The sequence below is a fragment of the Mucilaginibacter sediminis genome (genome assembly GCF_051903035.1).
Taxonomy (GTDB): Bacteria; Bacteroidota; Bacteroidia; order Sphingobacteriales; family Sphingobacteriaceae; genus Mucilaginibacter.
The window spans coordinates 5454534-5473329 of record NZ_CP170602.1 but is presented as its reverse complement, the minus strand read 5'-3'; the positions used below and the strand labels follow the sequence as shown (position 1 = coordinate 5473329).

The 18796-nt window shown below is 43.6% G+C and carries 17 protein-coding genes; 11 read left to right on the top strand and 6 right to left on the bottom strand.

What is annotated here, in order from left to right:
• The first annotated feature begins 34 nt into the window (after positions 1–34).
• From tatC to ACFGVS_RS22660, 5 genes are all read left to right on the top strand, one after another.
• Positions 35–901: a twin-arginine translocase subunit TatC gene (gene tatC, locus ACFGVS_RS22680; protein ID WP_090652094.1), complete on the top strand. Its 867-nt coding sequence runs from the start codon at positions 35–37 to the stop codon at positions 899–901.
• A 171-nt stretch (positions 902–1072) separates the two neighbouring features.
• The gene (locus ACFGVS_RS22675; RefSeq protein WP_439695691.1) at positions 1073–1216 is read left to right on the top strand and encodes a hypothetical protein; all 144 of its coding nucleotides are present in this window, start codon (positions 1073–1075) and stop codon (positions 1214–1216) included.
• Positions 1217–1235: 19 nt separating this feature from the next.
• Positions 1236–2516 carry a replication-associated recombination protein A gene (locus ACFGVS_RS22670; RefSeq protein WP_439695690.1) on the top strand — a complete coding sequence of 427 codons (1281 nt, stop codon included), beginning with the start codon at positions 1236–1238 and terminating at the stop codon, positions 2514–2516.
• A 93-nt stretch (positions 2517–2609) separates the two neighbouring features.
• Positions 2610–4085 carry a DUF5687 family protein gene (locus ACFGVS_RS22665; protein WP_274211101.1) on the top strand — a complete coding sequence of 492 codons (1476 nt, stop codon included), beginning with the start codon at positions 2610–2612 and terminating at the stop codon, positions 4083–4085.
• A 2-nt stretch (positions 4086–4087) separates the two neighbouring features.
• On the top strand, positions 4088–4843 hold the full coding sequence (locus ACFGVS_RS22660) for an ABC transporter ATP-binding protein (protein ID WP_439695689.1): 756 nt from the start codon (positions 4088–4090) through the stop codon (positions 4841–4843).
• A gap of 200 nt (positions 4844–5043) precedes the next feature.
• Here ACFGVS_RS22660 and ACFGVS_RS22655 read toward each other — a convergent pair whose 3' ends face one another.
• Together ACFGVS_RS22655 and ACFGVS_RS22650 are read right to left on the bottom strand one after the other, a co-directional pair.
• Positions 5044–6297: a peroxiredoxin family protein gene (locus tag ACFGVS_RS22655; protein ID WP_439695688.1), complete on the bottom strand. Its 1254-nt coding sequence runs from the start codon at positions 6295–6297 to the stop codon at positions 5044–5046.
• A 58-nt stretch (positions 6298–6355) separates the two neighbouring features.
• Positions 6356–7495, bottom strand: coding sequence for an acyl-CoA dehydrogenase (locus ACFGVS_RS22650; protein WP_439695687.1), 1140 nt, complete (start codon positions 7493–7495; stop codon positions 6356–6358).
• A gap of 166 nt (positions 7496–7661) precedes the next feature.
• Between ACFGVS_RS22650 and ACFGVS_RS22645 the strand changes: the two genes are divergently transcribed.
• The 3 genes from ACFGVS_RS22645 to hemH all read left to right on the top strand — a co-directional run bounded on the left by ACFGVS_RS22645 (position 7662) and on the right by hemH (position 10539).
• The gene (locus ACFGVS_RS22645) at positions 7662–8513 is read left to right on the top strand and encodes a 4-hydroxy-3-methylbut-2-enyl diphosphate reductase (RefSeq protein ID WP_439695686.1); all 852 of its coding nucleotides are present in this window, start codon (positions 7662–7664) and stop codon (positions 8511–8513) included.
• 30 nt (positions 8514–8543) lie between these two features.
• A complete protein-coding gene (locus ACFGVS_RS22640; protein WP_439695685.1) occupies positions 8544–9242 on the top strand; it encodes a fatty acid desaturase in 699 nt (232 codons plus the stop codon).
• Between the two features lie 265 nt (positions 9243–9507).
• Entirely contained in the window at positions 9508–10539 is a 1032-nt protein-coding gene (hemH, locus tag ACFGVS_RS22635; RefSeq protein WP_274211107.1) for a ferrochelatase, read from the top strand.
• Positions 10540–10649: 110 nt separating this feature from the next.
• Here the strand turns inward: hemH and ACFGVS_RS22630 are convergent, their stop codons facing one another.
• Positions 10650–12323, bottom strand: a complete 1674-nt coding sequence (locus ACFGVS_RS22630; protein ID WP_439695684.1) for a tetratricopeptide repeat-containing sensor histidine kinase — start codon at positions 12321–12323, stop codon at positions 10650–10652.
• Between the two features lie 142 nt (positions 12324–12465).
• Positions 12466–12681, bottom strand: coding sequence for a hypothetical protein (locus ACFGVS_RS22625; RefSeq protein WP_439695683.1), 216 nt, complete (start codon positions 12679–12681; stop codon positions 12466–12468).
• A 409-nt stretch (positions 12682–13090) separates the two neighbouring features.
• Between ACFGVS_RS22625 and ACFGVS_RS22620 the strand changes: the two genes are divergently transcribed.
• A complete protein-coding gene (locus ACFGVS_RS22620; protein ID WP_439695682.1) occupies positions 13091–13831 on the top strand; it encodes a hypothetical protein in 741 nt (246 codons plus the stop codon).
• 35 nt (positions 13832–13866) lie between these two features.
• Positions 13867–14655, top strand: coding sequence for a hypothetical protein (locus ACFGVS_RS22615; protein WP_090652106.1), 789 nt, complete (start codon positions 13867–13869; stop codon positions 14653–14655).
• A 144-nt stretch (positions 14656–14799) separates the two neighbouring features.
• Here the strand turns inward: ACFGVS_RS22615 and ACFGVS_RS22610 are convergent, their stop codons facing one another.
• A complete protein-coding gene (locus ACFGVS_RS22610) occupies positions 14800–16578 on the bottom strand; it encodes a cellulase family glycosylhydrolase (protein WP_439695681.1) in 1779 nt (592 codons plus the stop codon).
• A 119-nt stretch (positions 16579–16697) separates the two neighbouring features.
• Complete coding sequence (locus tag ACFGVS_RS22605; protein ID WP_439695680.1) at positions 16698–18110, bottom strand: glycoside hydrolase family 30 protein; 1413 nt, start codon at positions 18108–18110, stop codon at positions 16698–16700.
• A gap of 306 nt (positions 18111–18416) precedes the next feature.
• Here ACFGVS_RS22605 and ACFGVS_RS22600 point away from each other — a divergent pair, with 306 nt between their 5' ends.
• Complete coding sequence (locus tag ACFGVS_RS22600; protein WP_090652108.1) at positions 18417–18788, top strand: response regulator; 372 nt, start codon at positions 18417–18419, stop codon at positions 18786–18788.
• The last annotated feature ends 8 nt before the right edge of the window (positions 18789–18796 follow it).

The following is an 18796-nucleotide window of genomic DNA, read 5'->3' as shown; positions in this document are numbered from 1 at the left end:
ACAATAGCGTTTATACAGCGGTATTTAACATACAATGAGCGACAATAAATTAATTAAAGCCATAAAAGATAAAGGTAAAACGATGGAGGCCGAAATGTCCTTCTTCGACCACCTGGAAGCTTTAAGATGGCATTTGATACGATCGGCTTTAGCCATTGTAGTAATTACCAGCGTTGTGTTTTATTTTTACGATTGGATTTTTGACACCATTATCATGGGGCCAAGCAAGCCAACTTTCTGGACGTACCGGATGCTTTGCGCATTAGGCGACCTTTTGCACCGCCCGGGTTTTTGCATCGATAAAATAAATATCCAATTAATAAATACAGAGATGGCCGGGCAGTTTACCCTGCAAATCAACTCGTCATTAATTATTGGCCTTACGCTGGGTTTTCCGTACTTATTGTTTGAAGTATGGCGTTTTGTCCGCCCGGCCTTGCACGAGAAGGAGCGTAAAGCTGCATCGGGTTTTGTGTTTTATGCAACAGCTTTATTCATCATTGGTGTATTATTTGGCTACTACGTTATTACGCCCGAGTCGATTAACTTTCTTTCGGGCTACACGGTAAGTGCAACTATCAAGAATTTATTTGATATCGATTCGTACCTATCGTCTGTATCCACCTTAACTTTGGCAACAGGTATTGTGTTTGAGCTGCCAATTTTGGTATATATCCTGTCAAACCTGGGTATCCTGACTGCTAAGTTTATGCGCGAAACCAGGCGCTATGCTATAGTTATCATCATGGTTATTGCGGCCATAGTTACGCCAACACCGGATATGATGACTATGACCGTGGTAAGTATCCCATTGTTTGCTTTGTACGAAGTTGGCATCCTGGTATCAGCAGTAGTTGAAAAACGGAAACTAAAACGCGCACAGGAAGACGGATTAGCGTAGATTAAGGCCGGATGTGCAGATTTCAGATGTGCAGATGAGCGAATTATTTGAGGATTTGAAAATTTGAGGATTTGAAAATGATTTTGACTGAACTCTGATTAAACAGATTAGTCAGGGTTATCGGATTTTGATTTTCTTGCGTTTCTGTAATCGAGGTAATCCATTAATCTGATGAATCCCGGTTCAGATAAAAACTTTATGAAAGCCCTGTCGTTTATGAACGGCGGGGCTTTGTTTATTCAGGAGCATTTTGCACATTTGAATAATCATCCTCAAAAACATTTGCAGCTCATCATCTGCACATCTGAAATCTGAAATTTGCACATCCAAAAGTATGACCAACCTCCCACCATTAGCCGAACGGATGCGCCCAAAATCGCTTGATGATTATGTGGGGCAGAAACATCTGGTTGGGCCGGGGGCGGTGTTGCGTAAAGCCATCGAATCAGGGGCATTGCCGTCCATGTTGTTTTGGGGGCCGCCAGGGGTAGGTAAAACTACTTTGGCTTATATCATATCACAATCCTTAAATCGCCCTTTTTTTGCGCTCAGTGCCATTAACTCGGGTGTGAAGGATGTTCGGGAGGTTATTGAAAAAGCATCCCTACTAAAGCAAGGCGGTCAAACGCTGCCGATATTGTTTATTGACGAGATTCACCGCTTTTCCAAATCGCAGCAGGACTCATTGCTGGGCGCTGTTGAGCGAGGTGTAGTTACGCTTATTGGCGCCACTACCGAGAATCCATCCTTCGAGGTTATCTCGGCTTTGCTGTCACGATGCCAGGTTTATATCTTACAGCCCCTTGCCGAAGAAGATTTACTAAACCTGCTGGAGAAATCGATGCAGGAAGATGTGGTATTGAAAGAAAAGCACATTACCATACAAGATCACGAGGCTATTATGCGCCTTTCTGGCGGCGACGCGCGCAAACTGCTCAATATTTTCGAACTGCTGGTAAACGCTTTTGACAGTCCTGATATAGTTTTAACCGACGAGATTGTGCTGGAGCATGTACAGCAAAACATGGCTCTGTATGATAAAACCGGCGAGCAGCATTATGATATCATTTCGGCCTTTATTAAATCCATGCGCGGCAGTGACCCTAACGGTGCAGTGTACTGGCTGGCGCGAATGATTGCAGGAGGGGAAGATCCTTTGTTCATCGCCCGCCGTATGCTCATCCTGTCATCAGAGGATATTGGCAATGCCAACCCTAATGCCCTGTTATTGGCCCAAAGCTGTTTTGAAGCGGTGAACAAAATAGGCATGCCCGAATCGCAGCTGATATTATCACAAACGGCAATTTACCTGGCCACATCGCCCAAAAGCAATTCGGCCACAACGGCTATCGGTGCTGCTATGGCTTTGGTAAAGCAAACTGGCGATTTGCCCGTACCCCTGCACCTGCGTAACGCACCCACCAAATTCATGAAAAACATTGGCTATGGTAAAGATTATAAATACGCTCACAGTTACGAAGGCAATTTTACCGACCTTGATTTTTTACCTGATGCCATCCGGGGTACAAAAATTTATGAGCCGGGTAACAACGCCCGCGAAAACGAATCAAAAGAAAAGTTGAAAAAACTTTGGGGCGATAGGTATAAGTATTAGTTTTTAGTCTTAAGCTGTCAGTCTTGAGTCTTAAGAATGAATGCCGTATATTTCCGACTTAAGTATTATAACTCACAACTTATAACACACAACATGGTATCTACTTTTATCGGTCATGAATTAAAAGCTTTCTGGCGATCAAAAAATACGGGGAAAAGTATTGCCATCCGGGTGGTAATGGGGCTTTTAATCCTTTACCTGTTTTTGAACGTGCTTGTAGTGGGCATACTTTTAGATAAGATGCTGGAGGGCATGTTCCCGGATGAAGATCTTGTTAAAGCCTTCTGCGGTATCATTCTTATTTACTTCCTGTTTGATTTGCTCATGCGGCTGCAGTTGCAGGAGTTGCCAACTTTACGGGTGCAGCCTTATTTACACCTGCCGATAAAAAGGAACGCGCTGGTGCGCTACCTGGCCTTAACCGCGGCTTTGTCAGTTTTTAATTTATGGCCTTTTGTGCTGTTTTTACCTTTTGTATTTAAAGTAGTAGGCCCCGATTCGGGTGCATTGGTAAGCTCTGCCTTTGTTGTTGCTATTGCCGGGCTTACCGTGTTTAACAATTACCTTGCGCTGTACATCAAGCGGAAATCGAACCTTAACGGCTGGGTGTTTTTGATTGCTGCAGCCGTTTTAATATTGATAATTACCTGCGATTTCAGGTGGCATCTGTTCTCTACCAGGGATATCTCCTATGCCTTCTTCGGTCACCTGATTACCATGCCGGTACTGGCTTTGCTGCCTTTTGTGCTGGCCGTAGTGATGTATTATTTAAACTTCCACTATCTTAAACAAAATCTTTACCTGGAAGAACTAACCGCTCACAAAAAGGTATCATACAAAAGCAGTACCGATATTCCGTTCCTTTCGCGCTTTGGCCGGGTTGGGGATTTGGCTGCCAACGAAATAAAGCTTATCCTCCGCAACAAACGCCCACGGTCGGCCCTTATCATGGGCTTGTTTTTTATGTTTTACGGGCTCATTTTTTACACCAACAAACATTATGGCGAAAACTGGTACTTGTTTGTCGGCATGTTTATGACGGGTATTTTTATCATTAATTATGGCCAGTTTATGTTTAGCTGGCAGGCATCGCATTTTGATGGTATATTGGTGAGCAAAATTAACTTTACCGATTTTTTGAAGGCCAAGTATTTACTTTTTACCCTGGTATCAACCGTGGCTTTTTTTCTGACGACGCCGTACGTTTACTTCGGGTGGACTATATTACTGGTGCATTTTGTGATGTATTTGTGGAACATTGGTGTTAACACAACCATCGTATTGTTTTTTGCTAACCGTAACGCCAAGCGAATTGATTTGTCAAAAGGTGCCTCGTTTAACTGGGAAGGGGTTGGGGCAACCCAGATGTTGTTATCGTTCCCGCTCATTTTAACGCCCTATATTATTTATCTGCCCTTTGCGCTGTTTAAACACGCCAACGTGGGCCTGGCTGTGTTGGGTGCTATAGGCGCGATATTCATTTTAACCCGCAACTTCTGGATCAAAAAACTGGAAGAGGATTTTGTACAAAAAAGGTATACCATAGCCGAAGGCTTCAGAAATAAATAACCATGATTGAAATAAAAAACCTGAAAAAAATATATAACGGTGTAACCGTAGTTGACGTGCCGCACCTGGTAATCAGCAAAGGCGAAAGTGTTGGCCTGGTAGGTAATAACGGCGCCGGCAAAACCACGCTGTTCCGGATGATACTGGATCTCATCCGGCCCGAAACCGGCGAAGTATTATCTAACGGGGAAGTTGTAGCCGGGCATGAAAACTGGAAAAACTACACCGCATCATATCTTGATGAAGGCTTCCTGATAGATTATCTTACCCCCGAGGAATACCTGTACTTTATAGGTGGTTTGCACCAGCAAAGCAAAGCCACTGTTGATGAAACCCTGCTAAAACTATCTGATTTTTTTAACGGCGAGATTCTCAAAAAAGGCAAGTACATCCGCGATTTATCCAAAGGCAACCAATGTAAAGTAGGTGTTGCATCCTGCGTGCTGCAAAACCCGCAATTACTTATGTTGGACGAACCTTTTGCCAACATCGACCCCAGCACACAATTCCGGCTAAAAAATATGCTGAAGGAGCTAAATAAGGCTCACCGTATAACCACTATCGTATCCAGCCATGATCTTAACCACATCACCGATATATGCGACCGTATCCTGCTGATGGAAAAAGGTGTGATTATTAAAGATATTGCCACCAACTCATCAACGTTAAAAGAGCTGGAAGACTATTTTGGAGTTGGGGTGACTGAAGATGCGGCAATTTCGGTTATCGATAAGATTGATGAGGAGGAGAATCATTAGCGTAAACATTATCGCCACACACACCATTGTCAATCTATCCGGGCATTATGTTTCAGGTTCCCTGATGGATATTCGGTATCTCCAATTTTCCTGTCATCCTTGAGGAACGAAGGATCTATCAGCTGTGCATGACCGATAGAAAAGTTCGCGAATAGATGCTTCGTACCTCAGCATGATAGTTTTTTTGCCCTGTTTCGCTGCTACTTTCCCTTTACGAGTTCCGGGGCCTCCGCCAGCAAATCGTCAGTCAGCTTTTCAAATTCATTGATAAACTCTTTATAATACTCTCCTGTGCCGGGGCCACTAAAACCTGTGTGGATTTTACGTACATCGCCGGCTTTATCAATGATTATGGTTGTTGGGAAACCTACTACTTTTGATAGCATGGGCAAGCTTTTGGATGTTTCGGCCTTATCGCTGGTATAGCCGGTTATCAATAACTCGTAAGGAACATTAAAACGATTTTTTACCTGTAGCAATGCCTTTTGCGACTTGGCAAAATCGCTGCTGCGCTCATAGGCCAAACCTACCACCTCCACTCCTTTGGGCTGATATTTTTTGTAGTAGTTAACCATATAGGCGGTCTCGTCCATACAGTTGGGGCACCATGAGCCTAATATCTGTACAATAACCACCTTGTTTTTATATCGGTTGTCCTGCAACGAAACTGTTTTTCCTTCCAGGTCTTTAAAAGCGAAATCTATTTTCTTAAAGCCTGGCTTCAGCGCGGTTAATGAGTATGCATCGGGGAGTTTTGCATTACCATTCTTTATAGCAGCCCAGGTTTGCATACCCGAGTAGCCCGCGTAAAATTTACCATCTGTAAGGGTTTTATCATCCTGAATAGTGGCTGTAAACGTGTAGGCATGGCCACCATCAAAGCAAGACAGGAACAATTTATTGCCGGCCACAATACCTTCCAGGTAGCGGTAATCGCCGGTGGTGGTTAAAAACGTGCCGGTTAGTTTGGCGCCAACCTGCTTAAATTCGCCTACTGTAGTATCGGCCCCTTCGCCCTCGCCGATAATGGCCGACCAGCGACCGCCTACGTTATAATCCGGCTTTTCGGGCGATTTCAAAAAACGCCATGCAGTATTGGGTGTAGCCGCAAACGGCGTTAACACATCCTGGCTCGCCAGGTGCTTTATCCAGTTGCCGGTTAGCTTATCGCCATCCAGCTTCAGTTTAAATTCTGAATTAAAAAGCGGCATATGTATAAAAACAGAATCGCCCGCTGTAGCAACATCGGTAACCTTAAACCTTTCGGCACCGTTAATAATAGCCAGCTGTTGTTTGCCCGCCGTATCCTTAACATCAAAATTGAACGGAATTTCGTTTCCCGACTTGGTTGTTAGCGCCCCGCGCCATATACCTGTTTTAAGTTTGGTTTGTGCCGTTGCTGTCAGCACAATCAGGGCAGATGATAAAGCTACTATGATGGATTTTATTTTCATGTTGATGTAAAATAGTCTACCAAATTGGTATACTATCAAAAGTATAAAATTCAGGTGATTATTTCAATATTCCGCGCGAAATTACAATTCGCTGAATTTCTGATGTGCCTTCATAAATCTGGGTTATCTTGGCATCCCGCATCATGCGCTCTACATGGTACTCTTTTACAAAGCCATATCCGCCATGAATTTGAACAGCCTCAACGGTGGTACGCATGGCCATATCCGATGCAAAAAGTTTTGCCATTGAACTGGCCTGCGCGTACGGATGGTTATGATCTTTTAACCAGGCAGCTCTCAGGCAAAGCAGGCGGGCTGCTTCAATTTCGGTAGCCATATCGGCAAGTTTAAATTGAATGCCCTGTAAGTCGGCCAGGGGCTTGCCAAAGGCCTTCCGCTGTTTTGAATATTGCAAAGCAAGTTCGTAAGCACCAGACGCTATCCCCAGCGCCTGCGCAGCTATACCTATGCGGCCGCCCTCCAATAATTTCATGGCAAATTTAAATCCGAAGCCCTCGTCGCCGATGCGGTTTTCCTTAGGTACTTTAACATCGTTGAACATGATAGAATGGGTGTCTGAACCGCGCACACCCATTTTATTTTCTTTTGGGCCAATGGTAAAACCCTCCATGCCTTTTTCAACAATAAGCGCGTTAATGCCATTGTGCCGTTTGGCGGCATTAGTTTGCGCCATTACCAGGTAGGTAGATGCGGTACTGCCGTTAGTTATCCAGTTTTTGGTGCCGTTGAGTAAATAGTAGTCGCCCATATCAATGGCAGTGGTTTGCTGCGATGTAGCATCCGAGCCAGCTTCCGGCTCCGACAGGCAAAAAGCACCTATCTTTTCGCCTTTGGCCAAAGGGACCAAATATTTTTCTTTCTGAAATTCGTTGCCAAATTTTTCGAGCCCATTGCAAACCAACGAGTTGTTTACCGAAAGGATGACTGCCGTAGAAGCATCAACTTTCGAGATCTCTTCAATTGCCAGCACGTATGATATAGCATCCATGCCGCTGCCGCCATATTGCGGGGCAACCATCATTCCTAAAAAACCAAGCTCGCCCAGTTTTTTAATTTGTTCGGCCGGAAATTTCTGGTGTTCGTCCCGTTCAATAACGCCGGGTTTTAATTCGGTTTGGGCAAAGTCACGGGCTGCCTGTTTAATCATCAGTTGCTCTTCTGTAAATTCAAATTGCATAGTATGATAAAAAGCTAAATATAGTAATTACGTATGTAATTGTCCATATGTTAACCCGCAGGTACCCGGGTTCTGTTCATCACCAAAACCACATGCCTGTCAATCAAACCTAATCTTTAAAATCCGGTTAAATAATCAGCAAAATCAATGGTATATTTGCAACACCATGGGAGCATATAACTTAAAGGTTACTATTGATCAGGATTCGGGCTTTTGCTTCGGAGTAGTTTATGCCATTGATATGGCCGAAGAGATACTGGCCGAAGATGGCTACCTATACTGCCTTGGCGACATTGTACATAACGACGAAGAAGTTGAGCGCCTGACAGCACAGGGCCTGCGTATTATTGAGCACGCCGAACTGAAAAACCTGCGTAACGAGAAAGTACTTATCCGCGCCCACGGTGAAGCCCCGGATACTTATCGCATCGCTTTGGAGAACAACATAACCCTGATAGATGCATCGTGCCCGGTGGTATTAAAGCTGCAAAACCGTATCAAAACATCATATGATTCGAACGAGAAGATCCTGATCTTTGGCAAGCACGGCCATGCCGAGGTTGTTGGCCTGCAAGGGCAAACTAACAATGAAGCCCTGGTTTTTCAGGATATTGCCGAACTGGACAATATGGAGTTACCGCAAAATATTACGTTGTACAGCCAGACCACCAAAAGCATGGAAAAGTTTTACCATGTAAAGGATGAGTTGATAGCCCGTGGATATAACCTTAAAGCCAATGATACCATTTGCCGCCAGGTATCAAACCGGGATAAGGATTTGCCAAAGTTTGCCGCCCGTTTTGATAAGATAGTTTTTGTATCGGGCAAAAAATCTTCAAACGGTAAAGTACTATTTGAAGTTTGCCGCAAGCATAATCCCAATACTTATTTCATTTCGTCGGCAGACGAATTAGAACCATCCATGTTTTCTCCAAATGATACCGTGGGCATTGCCGGCGCTACATCAACCCCTATGTGGCTGATGCAACAAGTAAAAGAAGCTATTGAAAGTATTTAGCAGCACGCTTTTTGCTGTTGTATAATCCGCATGCAAAAAAGCCCATCCAATATTGGTTTGCTGGTTGCCCTGGTGGTAATAGGTTGCTGGACCACTTCCGCTATTTTATTAATGCAATGGCATTTTAGTTTTACTAATCCACTGGTTTACATCCTGGTACTGGTGCAAATGCATTTATATACCGGCTTGTTTATTACTGCGCACGATGCCATGCATGGCACCATATCACCCAATCGGGGCATCAACAACTTAATTGGCTACCTGTGCACTTTTTTATACGCGGCATTCTGGTACCCACAGTTGTATGCCAAGCATCACTTGCATCACAACCACGTACATACAAATCATGATCCTGATTACCACAATGGCCATTTCTGGAACTGGTATGTGAGGTTTATCCGCAACTATCTTTCTATATGGCAAATTGTGGCAATGGCAATATTATTCAACTTATTAAAAATTTGGATTCCCCAACAAAACCTGCTGTTTTTTTGGGTAGCGCCATCGTTGATGAGCACATTGCAGTTATTCTATTTTGGCACCTACCAACCCCACAAAGGCGAACATGATAATATATATTTTGCCCGAAGCCAAAAGAAAAACCACGTACTGGCCTTTTTTAGCTGCTATTTTTTTGGCTATCATTATGAGCATCATCACTCACCGGGAACGCCGTGGTGGATGATGTGGAAGGTAAAGCCAGGAGTTAAGAATCAAGAATCAAAATAGCTGCACTTGTATGTTGTTGATACCAGCAAGCCCTGCGTCAGGCTTTCAGGTGTCTTGGCTCTTAAACGTCTTCTTTGTTTCGCCACCAAAACTAAAGGTGCCTTGACTCTTGGTTGTTAGTTCTAAATCCTTTTTTGCTTCGCCGCCAAACAGTAGCCGGTCGTAACTCTTGATTCTTGATTCTCTTCCTGTTACCCTTTTGTAATTTATTTATCCCATACCCCTTTGCCGGGCCAAAAATTCTTAATTTCGCACACTGAAAATTATGGGCAAAAAAGGTGTTTTATTAGTCAACTTAGGTACACCAAACAGCGCGTCGACAGCTGATGTGCGTACCTACCTCAATGAATTTTTGATGGATCCGCGGGTTATTGATATTAACCCTGTGCTACGTACCTTACTGGTTCGTGGGATAATTGTTCCGTTCCGCGCGCCAAAATCAGCCAAGTTATACCGGGCTATCTGGAGCGACACTACCGGGTCGCCGCTGATGCACTACAGTATTTTACAACAGGAAGCTTTAAAGCAACGCCTGGGCGACGAGTATGTTGTTGAGTTGGCAATGCGTTACCAAAACCCAACTATCGAATCGGCTTTGAACAGGCTGAAGGATGCATTGGTTGATGATATCCAGGTGATAGCCCTTTTCCCTCAATATGCGTCGGCCAGTACAGGATCTGTTTATGATAAGGTGATGGAATTGCTGATGCTGTGGCCAACCAAACCTACCATATCATTTGTGAACTCGTTTCATGACAATGAACTGATGATTGCCACCTTTGCCGAAAACGGCGCCAAATACGAACCCGAAAAGTTTGACCATGTGCTGTTCAGTTTTCACGGCCTACCGCAAAGGCAATTGATTAAAGCCGACCATACCCACAAACACTGCCTAAAAGTCGATAAATGTTGCGAAACAATTACCGATGCCAATAAATTTTGCTATTCGGCCCAATCGTACCATACGGCAAAACTGATTGCCGAAAAACTGAATATCCCCACAGAAAAATATACCGTCTGTTTTCAATCGCGCCTGGGTAACGACCCATGGGTACAACCATACACCAGCGAAATTGTAGCCAACCTGGCCAAAGCCGGCAAAAAAAGCCTGCTGGTGTTTTGCCCAGCCTTTGTGGCCGATTGCCTGGAAACCGTTTATGAAGTAACCACCGAGTATGGCGACGAGTTTAAAGCCCTTGGCGGCGAACGCGTACAGCTGGTAGAAAGCCTGAACGATTCACCAACATGGATTTCGGCACTGGAAAAGATGGTTAGGGATAACCATATATCGGCATAGCTACTTAATCAACAGTTTCTGTAGTACAGCACTTTTTCCGCCGGTTTAGAACTTTTTTAGACTATTGCCCCGGGGCTAACTGCATTTAAGGTGGCAGCATCCAGGTAAACTTATAACGGCTTACCTGTAACCGGTACATATACCGATACCAGCGTACCCCTGCCTACCTGTGAATCAAGTTCGACTTTACCCTTCAAAAAATTAATTCGCGACCGCAGGTTGTTCAGCCCCATTCCACCCGGGGTTTCGGAGCTGGCAGCATCAAAGCCCAGGCCGTTATCTTCAATAGTAAGGCTGATATTTGTCTCATCCCTTATCAACGAAATATCAAGCCGGCTTGCATTGGCGTGCTTCATTACATTGTTCACACTTTCCTGTAAAACCCGGTACAAAATAATTTCGATGGTATCATCAAACGGGGCATCAAAGCCTTTGCTGTAAAAATTTATGGCTATAGTATTGTTTTCAATATTCTCAATAAACTGTTTAACAACCTGTGCAAGGCCTGTTTTATGAAGCGCCCAGGGCATCATATTGTGCGATATTGTTCGTACTTCCCTAAAGCCATAATCAACCAGGTTTATCGCCTTTTCAAATCGCTTTCGCTGATCTTCATTTACAAAAGGCAGCTCGCCGCCAATAACCGTTAAGTTAATTTTTGCTGCCGACATGGTTTGGCTTACGCTATCGTGCAAATCCTGCGCAATTCGCCTGCGCTCGCTTTCTTCAGTTTCAATAATAGCCTGCATAGCCGCGTTGCGTTGCTTTAGCTGCGCTTGCTTATAAAAAATAAAAACTATCAAAAGTATCAGCAATACAAAAACAATGATGCCTACCATCCAGTAATTGCGTTTGGTTATTTCAAACTGCTGTTTCAGCAGCTGGTCTTCCCGCTGTGTTATTTCGTACCTGGTTTGTAGTTCATCAATGGTTTTTGAGTTTTTTGTAGTACTTAATGCGGCATGCTTTTTTAAATAAAAAAGCGATTGTTTGTAATTGCCCATTTGCCCATACAAATCGGCTATCTCGTTAACAGCACTGTTTTGCATGTCGGTATAATTTATCTGTGTTGCGTATTGCAAACAATTTTGCAAAGCATCCAGCGCCTGAGGATACATCTTTTTGCTTTTATATAACTGGCCCAGGTTAAAATAATTAATGGTAAGCGCAAGGGTATCACTTAATGCTTTTTTAGTTTCTATCGTTTTTAAAATGTCGGGCACCTGGATGTTTTTTTGTTTCATGCTCCCCAAAACATCGCCCATAAAACTATGGCTGTAAGCTTCAGAGGTATTTGCCTTCGCTTTTTTTACAAAATCAATCGAATCGCCGATGTCAAAAGATTGCTTGTAATAATTTAGCGCCTCCTGGTAATTTTGCCTGGCTTCATACAGCCGGCCAAGGCCGCTTAAGGCAAACATCAGCGTTTGGCGAGTGCCTGTTTTGGGTGCCAGGTCTATCGCCGCGTTGTAAAGACTAATGGCCTTATCGTAATTTTTTTGCCTGGCATACACCTCTGCCAACCGCATATAGTCATTGGCCAAAACATGCTGCTGGTTTATGGCCGCCAACACATTCGCCGCCTTATCGCAATAATGGGCTGTAGAATCATAATTGCCTTTAAAAAAATAAATTGCAGCTATGCTTCTTAGCATTAAACCGGTTACTTTTTTATCATGAAGCCTCATAGCAAGGTTTAGCCCTATCCGGGCAACAGGCAAAACTTCTTCTGTATTTTTTGCGGTCAGATAAGCCACAGTTTTTTCGGCGGCGGTTAAGCGCATTGGGACCGGTGAATTACCAACCACTATTTTTTTTAAGCTATCAATATTCTGACCGGAACACGGAAGGATAATTGAAAGAAACAAAAACAAAAACAAGTATTTCATATCCGGGTGTATGACCCCAGTTAAAGATAGTAATTTATCAGCTTTGAAAAAAAAACTCCGATTGTATAACAACTATCAGTAATGCCGATAATATGGCCAATACCGAAAACAATGTTTGACGTTGCTTAGCGTCCTGGATATCAGGGATTTTACCGGTACCCTGTAACCTATTGAATTTTAGTTTGTAAACGCGCGATAATACCACAAAAACAACCGGGGTACAATAAGCTAAATATTCTAAAATGGTTATCATATCCTTTAATTTTAGGTGAAACAAATTGGTTTAAGCAACCTATAAATACAGCCAGCACCCACCGGTAATATTTATTGAGTTTTGCATACCACAATTTTATGGAGTATAAAAAAGGCACACAATACAAAGCAATTGGTATTTTTGGGAGGGCTAATAAAGTGTAGATTTACAATAATTAGTACGATGAAAAGGAAAACAGAAAAGGCCGCTTGCCGGGCGCAACGCCGGAAACGTTTGTTACTGCTGATTTTGAGTGCTAATAAGTTAAAAAACGCTAACTTTAATATGGATTGCCTACGCTGGGAGCAAACCAATAAAAAGATCAACAACTTACATTATATATTTCAGCAAAACATAATCAATCATTTTATAACAAGCTAACAGCTTTTATAAAAAAGATAGACATTTAATGGAAACATACCTGATCAAAAAAACAAGAAAAATAAGAGTGCGTGGCAAAAAAATGCTGATCGCCCTTGTTTTTGCTGTTATAACTATTGGCTGCCTGAACAAGGTAGTAGCCCAAAGCAGGAACAATCAGTCCGATTGGAACGTGCCGCCACCTGTGCCGCCGCCCTTGCATCCCGGCACCCAGGCAAAAGGGGGCAACAATGGCAAGCCTCAGTTAGATAAACCCGTTGCGCTTAGCCTGAGCGATATTCCTCCGGTTTCGTTACCGCCGGCGCCCCCTGTGCAAATGCCGGTTTTGGCCGCCGTTTCAATGGTGTCGCCGGTGGTAAATACGCCCGATCAGCCAACTATATTGGGTATTGAGGCCAACCTGCCCGAAATTCCTATGCCCGGAGCGCCCGAAACTCCCGGGTTGCCAAAACAATCCCTGCGTGATTTACCGGTAACATCAATTCCCGAGCTGCCGATACCTGCATCGCCCGAATTGCCCGCTTTGCCTGCCGAGCCGGCTCCATCGGGCCAACCCGCGCCTGCAAACGTATTAATGCCTGCTATGCCTGAGGTACTTACCCCCGCCATGCCTAACCCGCCGGCAAACGGGGGCGGATTAGAACCTTGGCCCAGCCCGGGGATTCCTGAAAATGCCAATTTCAAGCTGATTACCGTGACCGTAAAAGAAGGCAGAACAGGTAGTATAAAAGGCGCAAAAAAAGTTAAATCTAAATCAGTTAAAAAATAAAACAGGCTGGCTTAGTAATAGGCCAGATAGCAATCATGGTATATTTAAAACATATATTAATTATAACACTAACATTTATTGGCAGTGTTACCTGTGCGCAGATTAGATTTAAAATAGGCGATGAATTTCAACGGCAGGTTATCACCAAATCAAATTGTGTTTTACAACGGGGCGGTCAAACGCTACGTGTCGGTTCGATTTCAAACATTGTAAAAACCTACAAAGTAATAGATGCAACCGAAAAGAACGCCTCCGTTACCATCATAACCGATAAGTTGATTGATACCGTAAATGCGATGGATCAAAACCTGGTATATAATTCGGCCAGGCCAGGCGATCCAAATTCTATTATCCATGCAGGTTTGCAAAAAATGGTAAATACCCGGCCAATGGTTACGGTAAATCATAAAGGCGAAGTATTGAATTTAAAACGCCCTGTATCGGTAGATGATACGCTGTTGTCGTTCACCGGCATCCAGCCCGAGCGGTTATTACCCGGCAGCACCCTGCAGTTTATGGTCGACTTCCCTGTAAACCCAGCACTAAAAAAAGGTTACACGTGGACAGACGCCACCAAAGCTGCCGAAACCAGTTATACTATTTACGCTGTAAGCGGGCGTACTACCACAATAACCTATAAAACATCTGTTTTAGGCGGCAATTTAAATAGCCGCATTAACGGATCAATATTGATAGACAACCTCACCGGCATTATTTTAAAACGCTATTCGCAAAGTGTTTCTACCGGGTACGAAATGGTAAACGGTGTTGTTTATACTGCCACCCGCAGAACGGCCATTACCGAGGTGAGTGTTAAAAAGTAAAAGTATCAATATGTATGTACGCCAAATTTTTAGTGCTTATTCTTTTCAGTTATGTCCTGTCAAGTGTGGCCATTACCTGCCTTGTAAAAAGTTCCGGGCCAACTCTTATTAAAGAATTGGCCCGGATTTTAAGCTGATACTCTATTATTTCTCCTTATCAAACTTCATCCAATGCAGGTTAAAGCCTCCCATATCCACATAAATTCTAACTTTATTAATACCGGCTTTTAATCGGATATTTTTCAGCTCAATAACCTGCCATTTTTTAAAGCCGCCTGTGGCGGGTACATTGATAGCTTGAGTGGCTCCATTAACATTTAGGGTTATTTTGCCATCATCGGCTGCTGCCGCTACTTTAAGCTTTACGGTGTAGCTGCCGGATGCCGTGGTTTTCAGTGTGTATTGCAGCCATTCGCCTTTTTCAATATCGGTTACATAATAACTATTGTAGGCGGCAGAATCTTTAGCGATATCTACCCCATCGTTACGATACATGTGCCCATTGTTGCCTTTGCCGTATTTACCGGTTGATACGTGATAGTCGGCAGTATCGGTATCAAAATAGGCGTAGCCGTTGCGGCCCAGGTCATAATCTACCGCGTTGATGATAGTGCCATTGGTAATCTTATTGGCCTTAAACGGTTTGGTTGCTGTGGTGTGGGGCTGCCTGAAAATAGCATCTATCACATCATGGTGAATAATGGCGTTTTCCAGTTGGGCATAAGTGGCCATTTCTAAAGTACCGCTGTAAACATTGCTTTCCTTGGGCTTGTTCCGGCCGGTATTCAGGTAGTTGGTAACATCGTCATAATTCGGGTTCGATGGTATCTCGATGGGGTTATTATTACCCATCTTTTTCAACGGCCAAAGCGCCCAGCCAATATTATTTTTCTCTAACAGGCCAATAGCTTCGGTTAGCCACACGTTGGAGTTTTCGCCGGTTTCGCCAAGCCATACGGGAATGTTGTACTGGTCGCGGGTTTTTACAATATGTTCTACCGATTTTTGGTCGTTATAGTTCCAGTATTTGTGAAAGCTAAGCACCATGTTTTTATCCCAGGCCGGCAAAATGCCGTTGTAGTTGTTGCCCCAGCCATTACCTTCAATAATAATAATGTGCTTTTTATCAACCTGGCGTATCGCCGTTGTAATATCAACCATCAATTTTCTTAGCGGAGCATTGGTTTTTTCCTTCAGGCCATTTTTATCATTCGCCGGGTCATCAAAGCCAAAGTTGGGTTCGTTAATAATGTCATAACCGGCTATGTTGGGCTCGTTTTTATACCTGTCGGCAAGTTTATGCCAAAGGGCAATCATTTTTTGCTTGTTAGCCTCGCTATCCCACAACGAGGGGTTATCGGTATTCCTGTCGGATATGTTCAGATCATTGCCCTGGCCGCCCGGTGTGGCATGCAAATCAAGTATCAGATACATATGATTGGCCTTACACCAGGCCAGCAGGTCGTCGGTCATTTTAAAGCCTTTGTCTATCCAGGTATTTTTTCCGGCAACGGGTTCTTTTTCTATAGGGAGCGTATACAGGTTATAATGCATGGGCAGCCTAACCGAGTTAAAGCCCCATCGATGCATCGAATCCACATCAATTTTGCGGGTGTTGTTGGCCAGCCAGGTATCGTAAAACTCTTTGGTTTCTACCGGGCCCATCAGCTCCTCCAGCCGCTCGCGGATGCGGTATTGGCGGCTATCTTTGGTTACATGCAGCATGTAACCCTCCTGCAGCATCCAGCCGCCAAGACCCATGCCGCGCAGCAGCACATTTTTGCCTTTTTCGTCGGTTATCTTTTTACCGTCAGTCTTTAAAAAACCCTGTTGTGCCTGGCTTTGTACCGATATAAAAGAGGCCGCGGCCAATACCAACAGGCTCTTAAAAGAAAATATATTTTTAACAGATTTTGTTAACATGTTATTAGCGATTATTATAAACGTTTATTTTAAGAGAGCCAAGAGTCAAGAATCAAGATAAGCGCAAAAGGCTGTTACCTGTTTTTTTCTTTGTCATGTCTTAATTCTTGATTCTAATTCTACCATGTATAAGTACCAACAGATCCTTTATCTAAATGTGCGGCAAGTGTTTTGCCGGCGTAGCTGATATCAAAATCCTGTGCGGCGTCGCTGGTATTGGCCACAATTAAAACCTTTTTGCCATCGGGAGTTTTAAAAGCCACGTTTGGCAATTTATCCAGGTTGTTTGATGCTATGCGCACCGAACCGGGCCTCACAAATTTTGATGCATGCGCAATGGTATAATAAGCCACGTTTTTTTTCACCTCATTTTTGTTGATGGTAACCGCGCCCTGGCACGATGGGCATCCGCCCCTATCGGTATAAGGTTTATAATCCTGGTCGGCGGCCAGGTTCCATTCCAGTACGTTGCGGCTCCAGTTGCGGGTTGCGCCAATAATCAGGTGCTTTAGCGGCCACCTCATATCAATGGTCGATTCGTTTTCGGGCTCAACCACCATCTGCTCCGTAAAGTAAACATTCTTTTCCGGGTGGGCGTAGTGAACGGTGCTTAGGGCGCTGATATCGCCGCCATATAAGTGAAAACCCGAGCCATTAATATATTTTGCTGCCGCTTTGTCGTTTAATATCGAAATTGGGTAGTCGGGCCGGTCGCAGTTATGATCGTACAAAATAATTTTTGTTTTGATGCCTGCTGCCTTAAAGGCAGGGCCTAAGTTGTTTTTAATAAAAGCACCTTCATCAGGGGCAACCAGCAGTAAGCTGGGATTGTTGCCGGGATGTAAAGGCTCGTTTTGTACGGTAATGGCATCTATGTTTATGCCCTGTGCCTTCATCCCCTGTATATATTTTACCAGGTATTTAGCATAGGTACCCCAATATTCGGGCTTTAACCTGCCGCCGCGGGTATCGTTGTTGGTTTTCATCCATGCCGGGGGCGACCATGGCGAACCCAATATTTTTATTGAGGGGTTAATGGCCAGTATTTGTTTCATCACCGGTATTACGTCCTGTTTATCGGGGCCAAGGTCAAAATGTTTTAATGTGGGGTCGGTTTGGCCGGCGGGCATGTCATCGTACGAGAAAACTTTTTCATTTAAATCAGATGCGCCTATGCTCAACCGCAAATAGCTTACGCCAATGTTGTTGTCATTAAAGGCAAACAAGTTTTTTAACAGCGCGGCGCGGCTATCGGCATTCATGCGGATGATGTGCATGGCGCTGCCGCCGGTAAGCGCGAAGCCAAAACCATCAATGGGCTGGTAAGTTTGCTTATCATTCACCGTAATGGTAATTTCATTGGGCTTGCCCCCTGTTTTAAACTCCTGCGTTTCTTTTTGCCTGGCAAACAATGCCGACCTATCGGCTTTAGTAAGCCAAACACTGGCCGCTGTTGTTTTTTGAGCTGATGCTATGGTAGCGGTACACATCAGCGCTGCCGCCGATAAAAACGAAATGACATGTTTATTCATCAAACAAATATTTAACGGGTTATACATAATCCAAAACAGGAAAAAAGGCCGGAAGGCAATTGGTTGAGTAAATTTATTATTGTTTTTGGTATATAAAGGCCTAAATTATTAAGTAACCAACAATTTACGTGTATTTGGTACACAAAGACTTCAGAGAACACGGATACAAAGGTCTGAACTGTTAATCTGACAAGAAACGTGTATTTGAAAGGGCGAGTTAAAGACCCGGAAAAGCACCATTTAATTAGAACCTAAATTTATTTGCTTTTATTAAAAATAAGCTATATTTTCACTTGCACTATCCGCATGAGAGACCCGAATAAAAAGATCATCATTTTTGATGATGACGAAGACATCCTTTCTATATGTAGTTATATTTTAGAAGAGCAAGGCTGGGAAGTTTTTACCTTCACTGATTGCAATAATATAACGGAAAAAGTATCTGGTGTTTTACCGGATGTTATACTTATGGATAACTGGATTCCAGATGCTGGCGGCATTATTGCCACCCAAACGTTAAAGAAATCGGAAGCATTAAAAAACATCCCGGTAATTTACTTTTCGGCCAATAGCGATATCCAGATCCTGGCCAGCAATGCCGGTGCCCAAACTTATCTTGCCAAACCGTTTGACCTGGAAGAATTGGAAAAGGTAATCAGCAAGGTGCTGATTAGTTAATAATCATT

Excerpts from the sequence above, each read along its gene's own strand:
- ACFGVS_RS22655 (WP_439695688.1), bottom strand. The coding sequence starts at position 6,297 with ATGAAAATAAAATCCATCATAGTAGCTTTATCATCTGCCCTGATTGTG.
- ACFGVS_RS22665 (WP_274211101.1), top strand. The coding sequence starts at position 2,610 with ATGGTATCTACTTTTATCGGTCATGAATTAAAAGCTTTCTGGCGATCA.
- ACFGVS_RS22625 (WP_439695683.1), bottom strand. The coding sequence starts at position 12,681 with ATGATAACCATTTTAGAATATTTAGCTTATTGTACCCCGGTTGTTTTT.
- ACFGVS_RS22670 (WP_439695690.1), top strand. The coding sequence starts at position 1,236 with ATGACCAACCTCCCACCATTAGCCGAACGGATGCGCCCAAAATCGCTT.
- ACFGVS_RS22620 (WP_439695682.1), top strand. The coding sequence starts at position 13,091 with ATGGAAACATACCTGATCAAAAAAACAAGAAAAATAAGAGTGCGTGGC.
- ACFGVS_RS22610 (WP_439695681.1), bottom strand. The coding sequence starts at position 16,578 with ATGTTAACAAAATCTGTTAAAAATATATTTTCTTTTAAGAGCCTGTTG.
- ACFGVS_RS22605 (WP_439695680.1), bottom strand. The coding sequence starts at position 18,110 with ATGAATAAACATGTCATTTCGTTTTTATCGGCGGCAGCGCTGATGTGT.
- ACFGVS_RS22600 (WP_090652108.1), top strand. The coding sequence starts at position 18,417 with ATGAGAGACCCGAATAAAAAGATCATCATTTTTGATGATGACGAAGAC.
- ACFGVS_RS22645 (WP_439695686.1), top strand. The coding sequence starts at position 7,662 with ATGGGAGCATATAACTTAAAGGTTACTATTGATCAGGATTCGGGCTTT.
- ACFGVS_RS22660 (WP_439695689.1), top strand. The coding sequence starts at position 4,088 with ATGATTGAAATAAAAAACCTGAAAAAAATATATAACGGTGTAACCGTA.
- hemH (WP_274211107.1), top strand. The coding sequence starts at position 9,508 with ATGGGCAAAAAAGGTGTTTTATTAGTCAACTTAGGTACACCAAACAGC.
- ACFGVS_RS22640 (WP_439695685.1), top strand. The coding sequence starts at position 8,544 with ATGCAAAAAAGCCCATCCAATATTGGTTTGCTGGTTGCCCTGGTGGTA.
- ACFGVS_RS22630 (WP_439695684.1), bottom strand. The coding sequence starts at position 12,323 with ATGCGCTTAACCGCCGCCGAAAAAACTGTGGCTTATCTGACCGCAAAA.
- ACFGVS_RS22675 (WP_439695691.1), top strand. The coding sequence starts at position 1,073 with ATGAATCCCGGTTCAGATAAAAACTTTATGAAAGCCCTGTCGTTTATG.
- ACFGVS_RS22615 (WP_090652106.1), top strand. The coding sequence starts at position 13,867 with ATGGTATATTTAAAACATATATTAATTATAACACTAACATTTATTGGC.
- ACFGVS_RS22650 (WP_439695687.1), bottom strand. The coding sequence starts at position 7,495 with ATGCAATTTGAATTTACAGAAGAGCAACTGATGATTAAACAGGCAGCC.
- tatC (WP_090652094.1), top strand. The coding sequence starts at position 35 with ATGAGCGACAATAAATTAATTAAAGCCATAAAAGATAAAGGTAAAACG.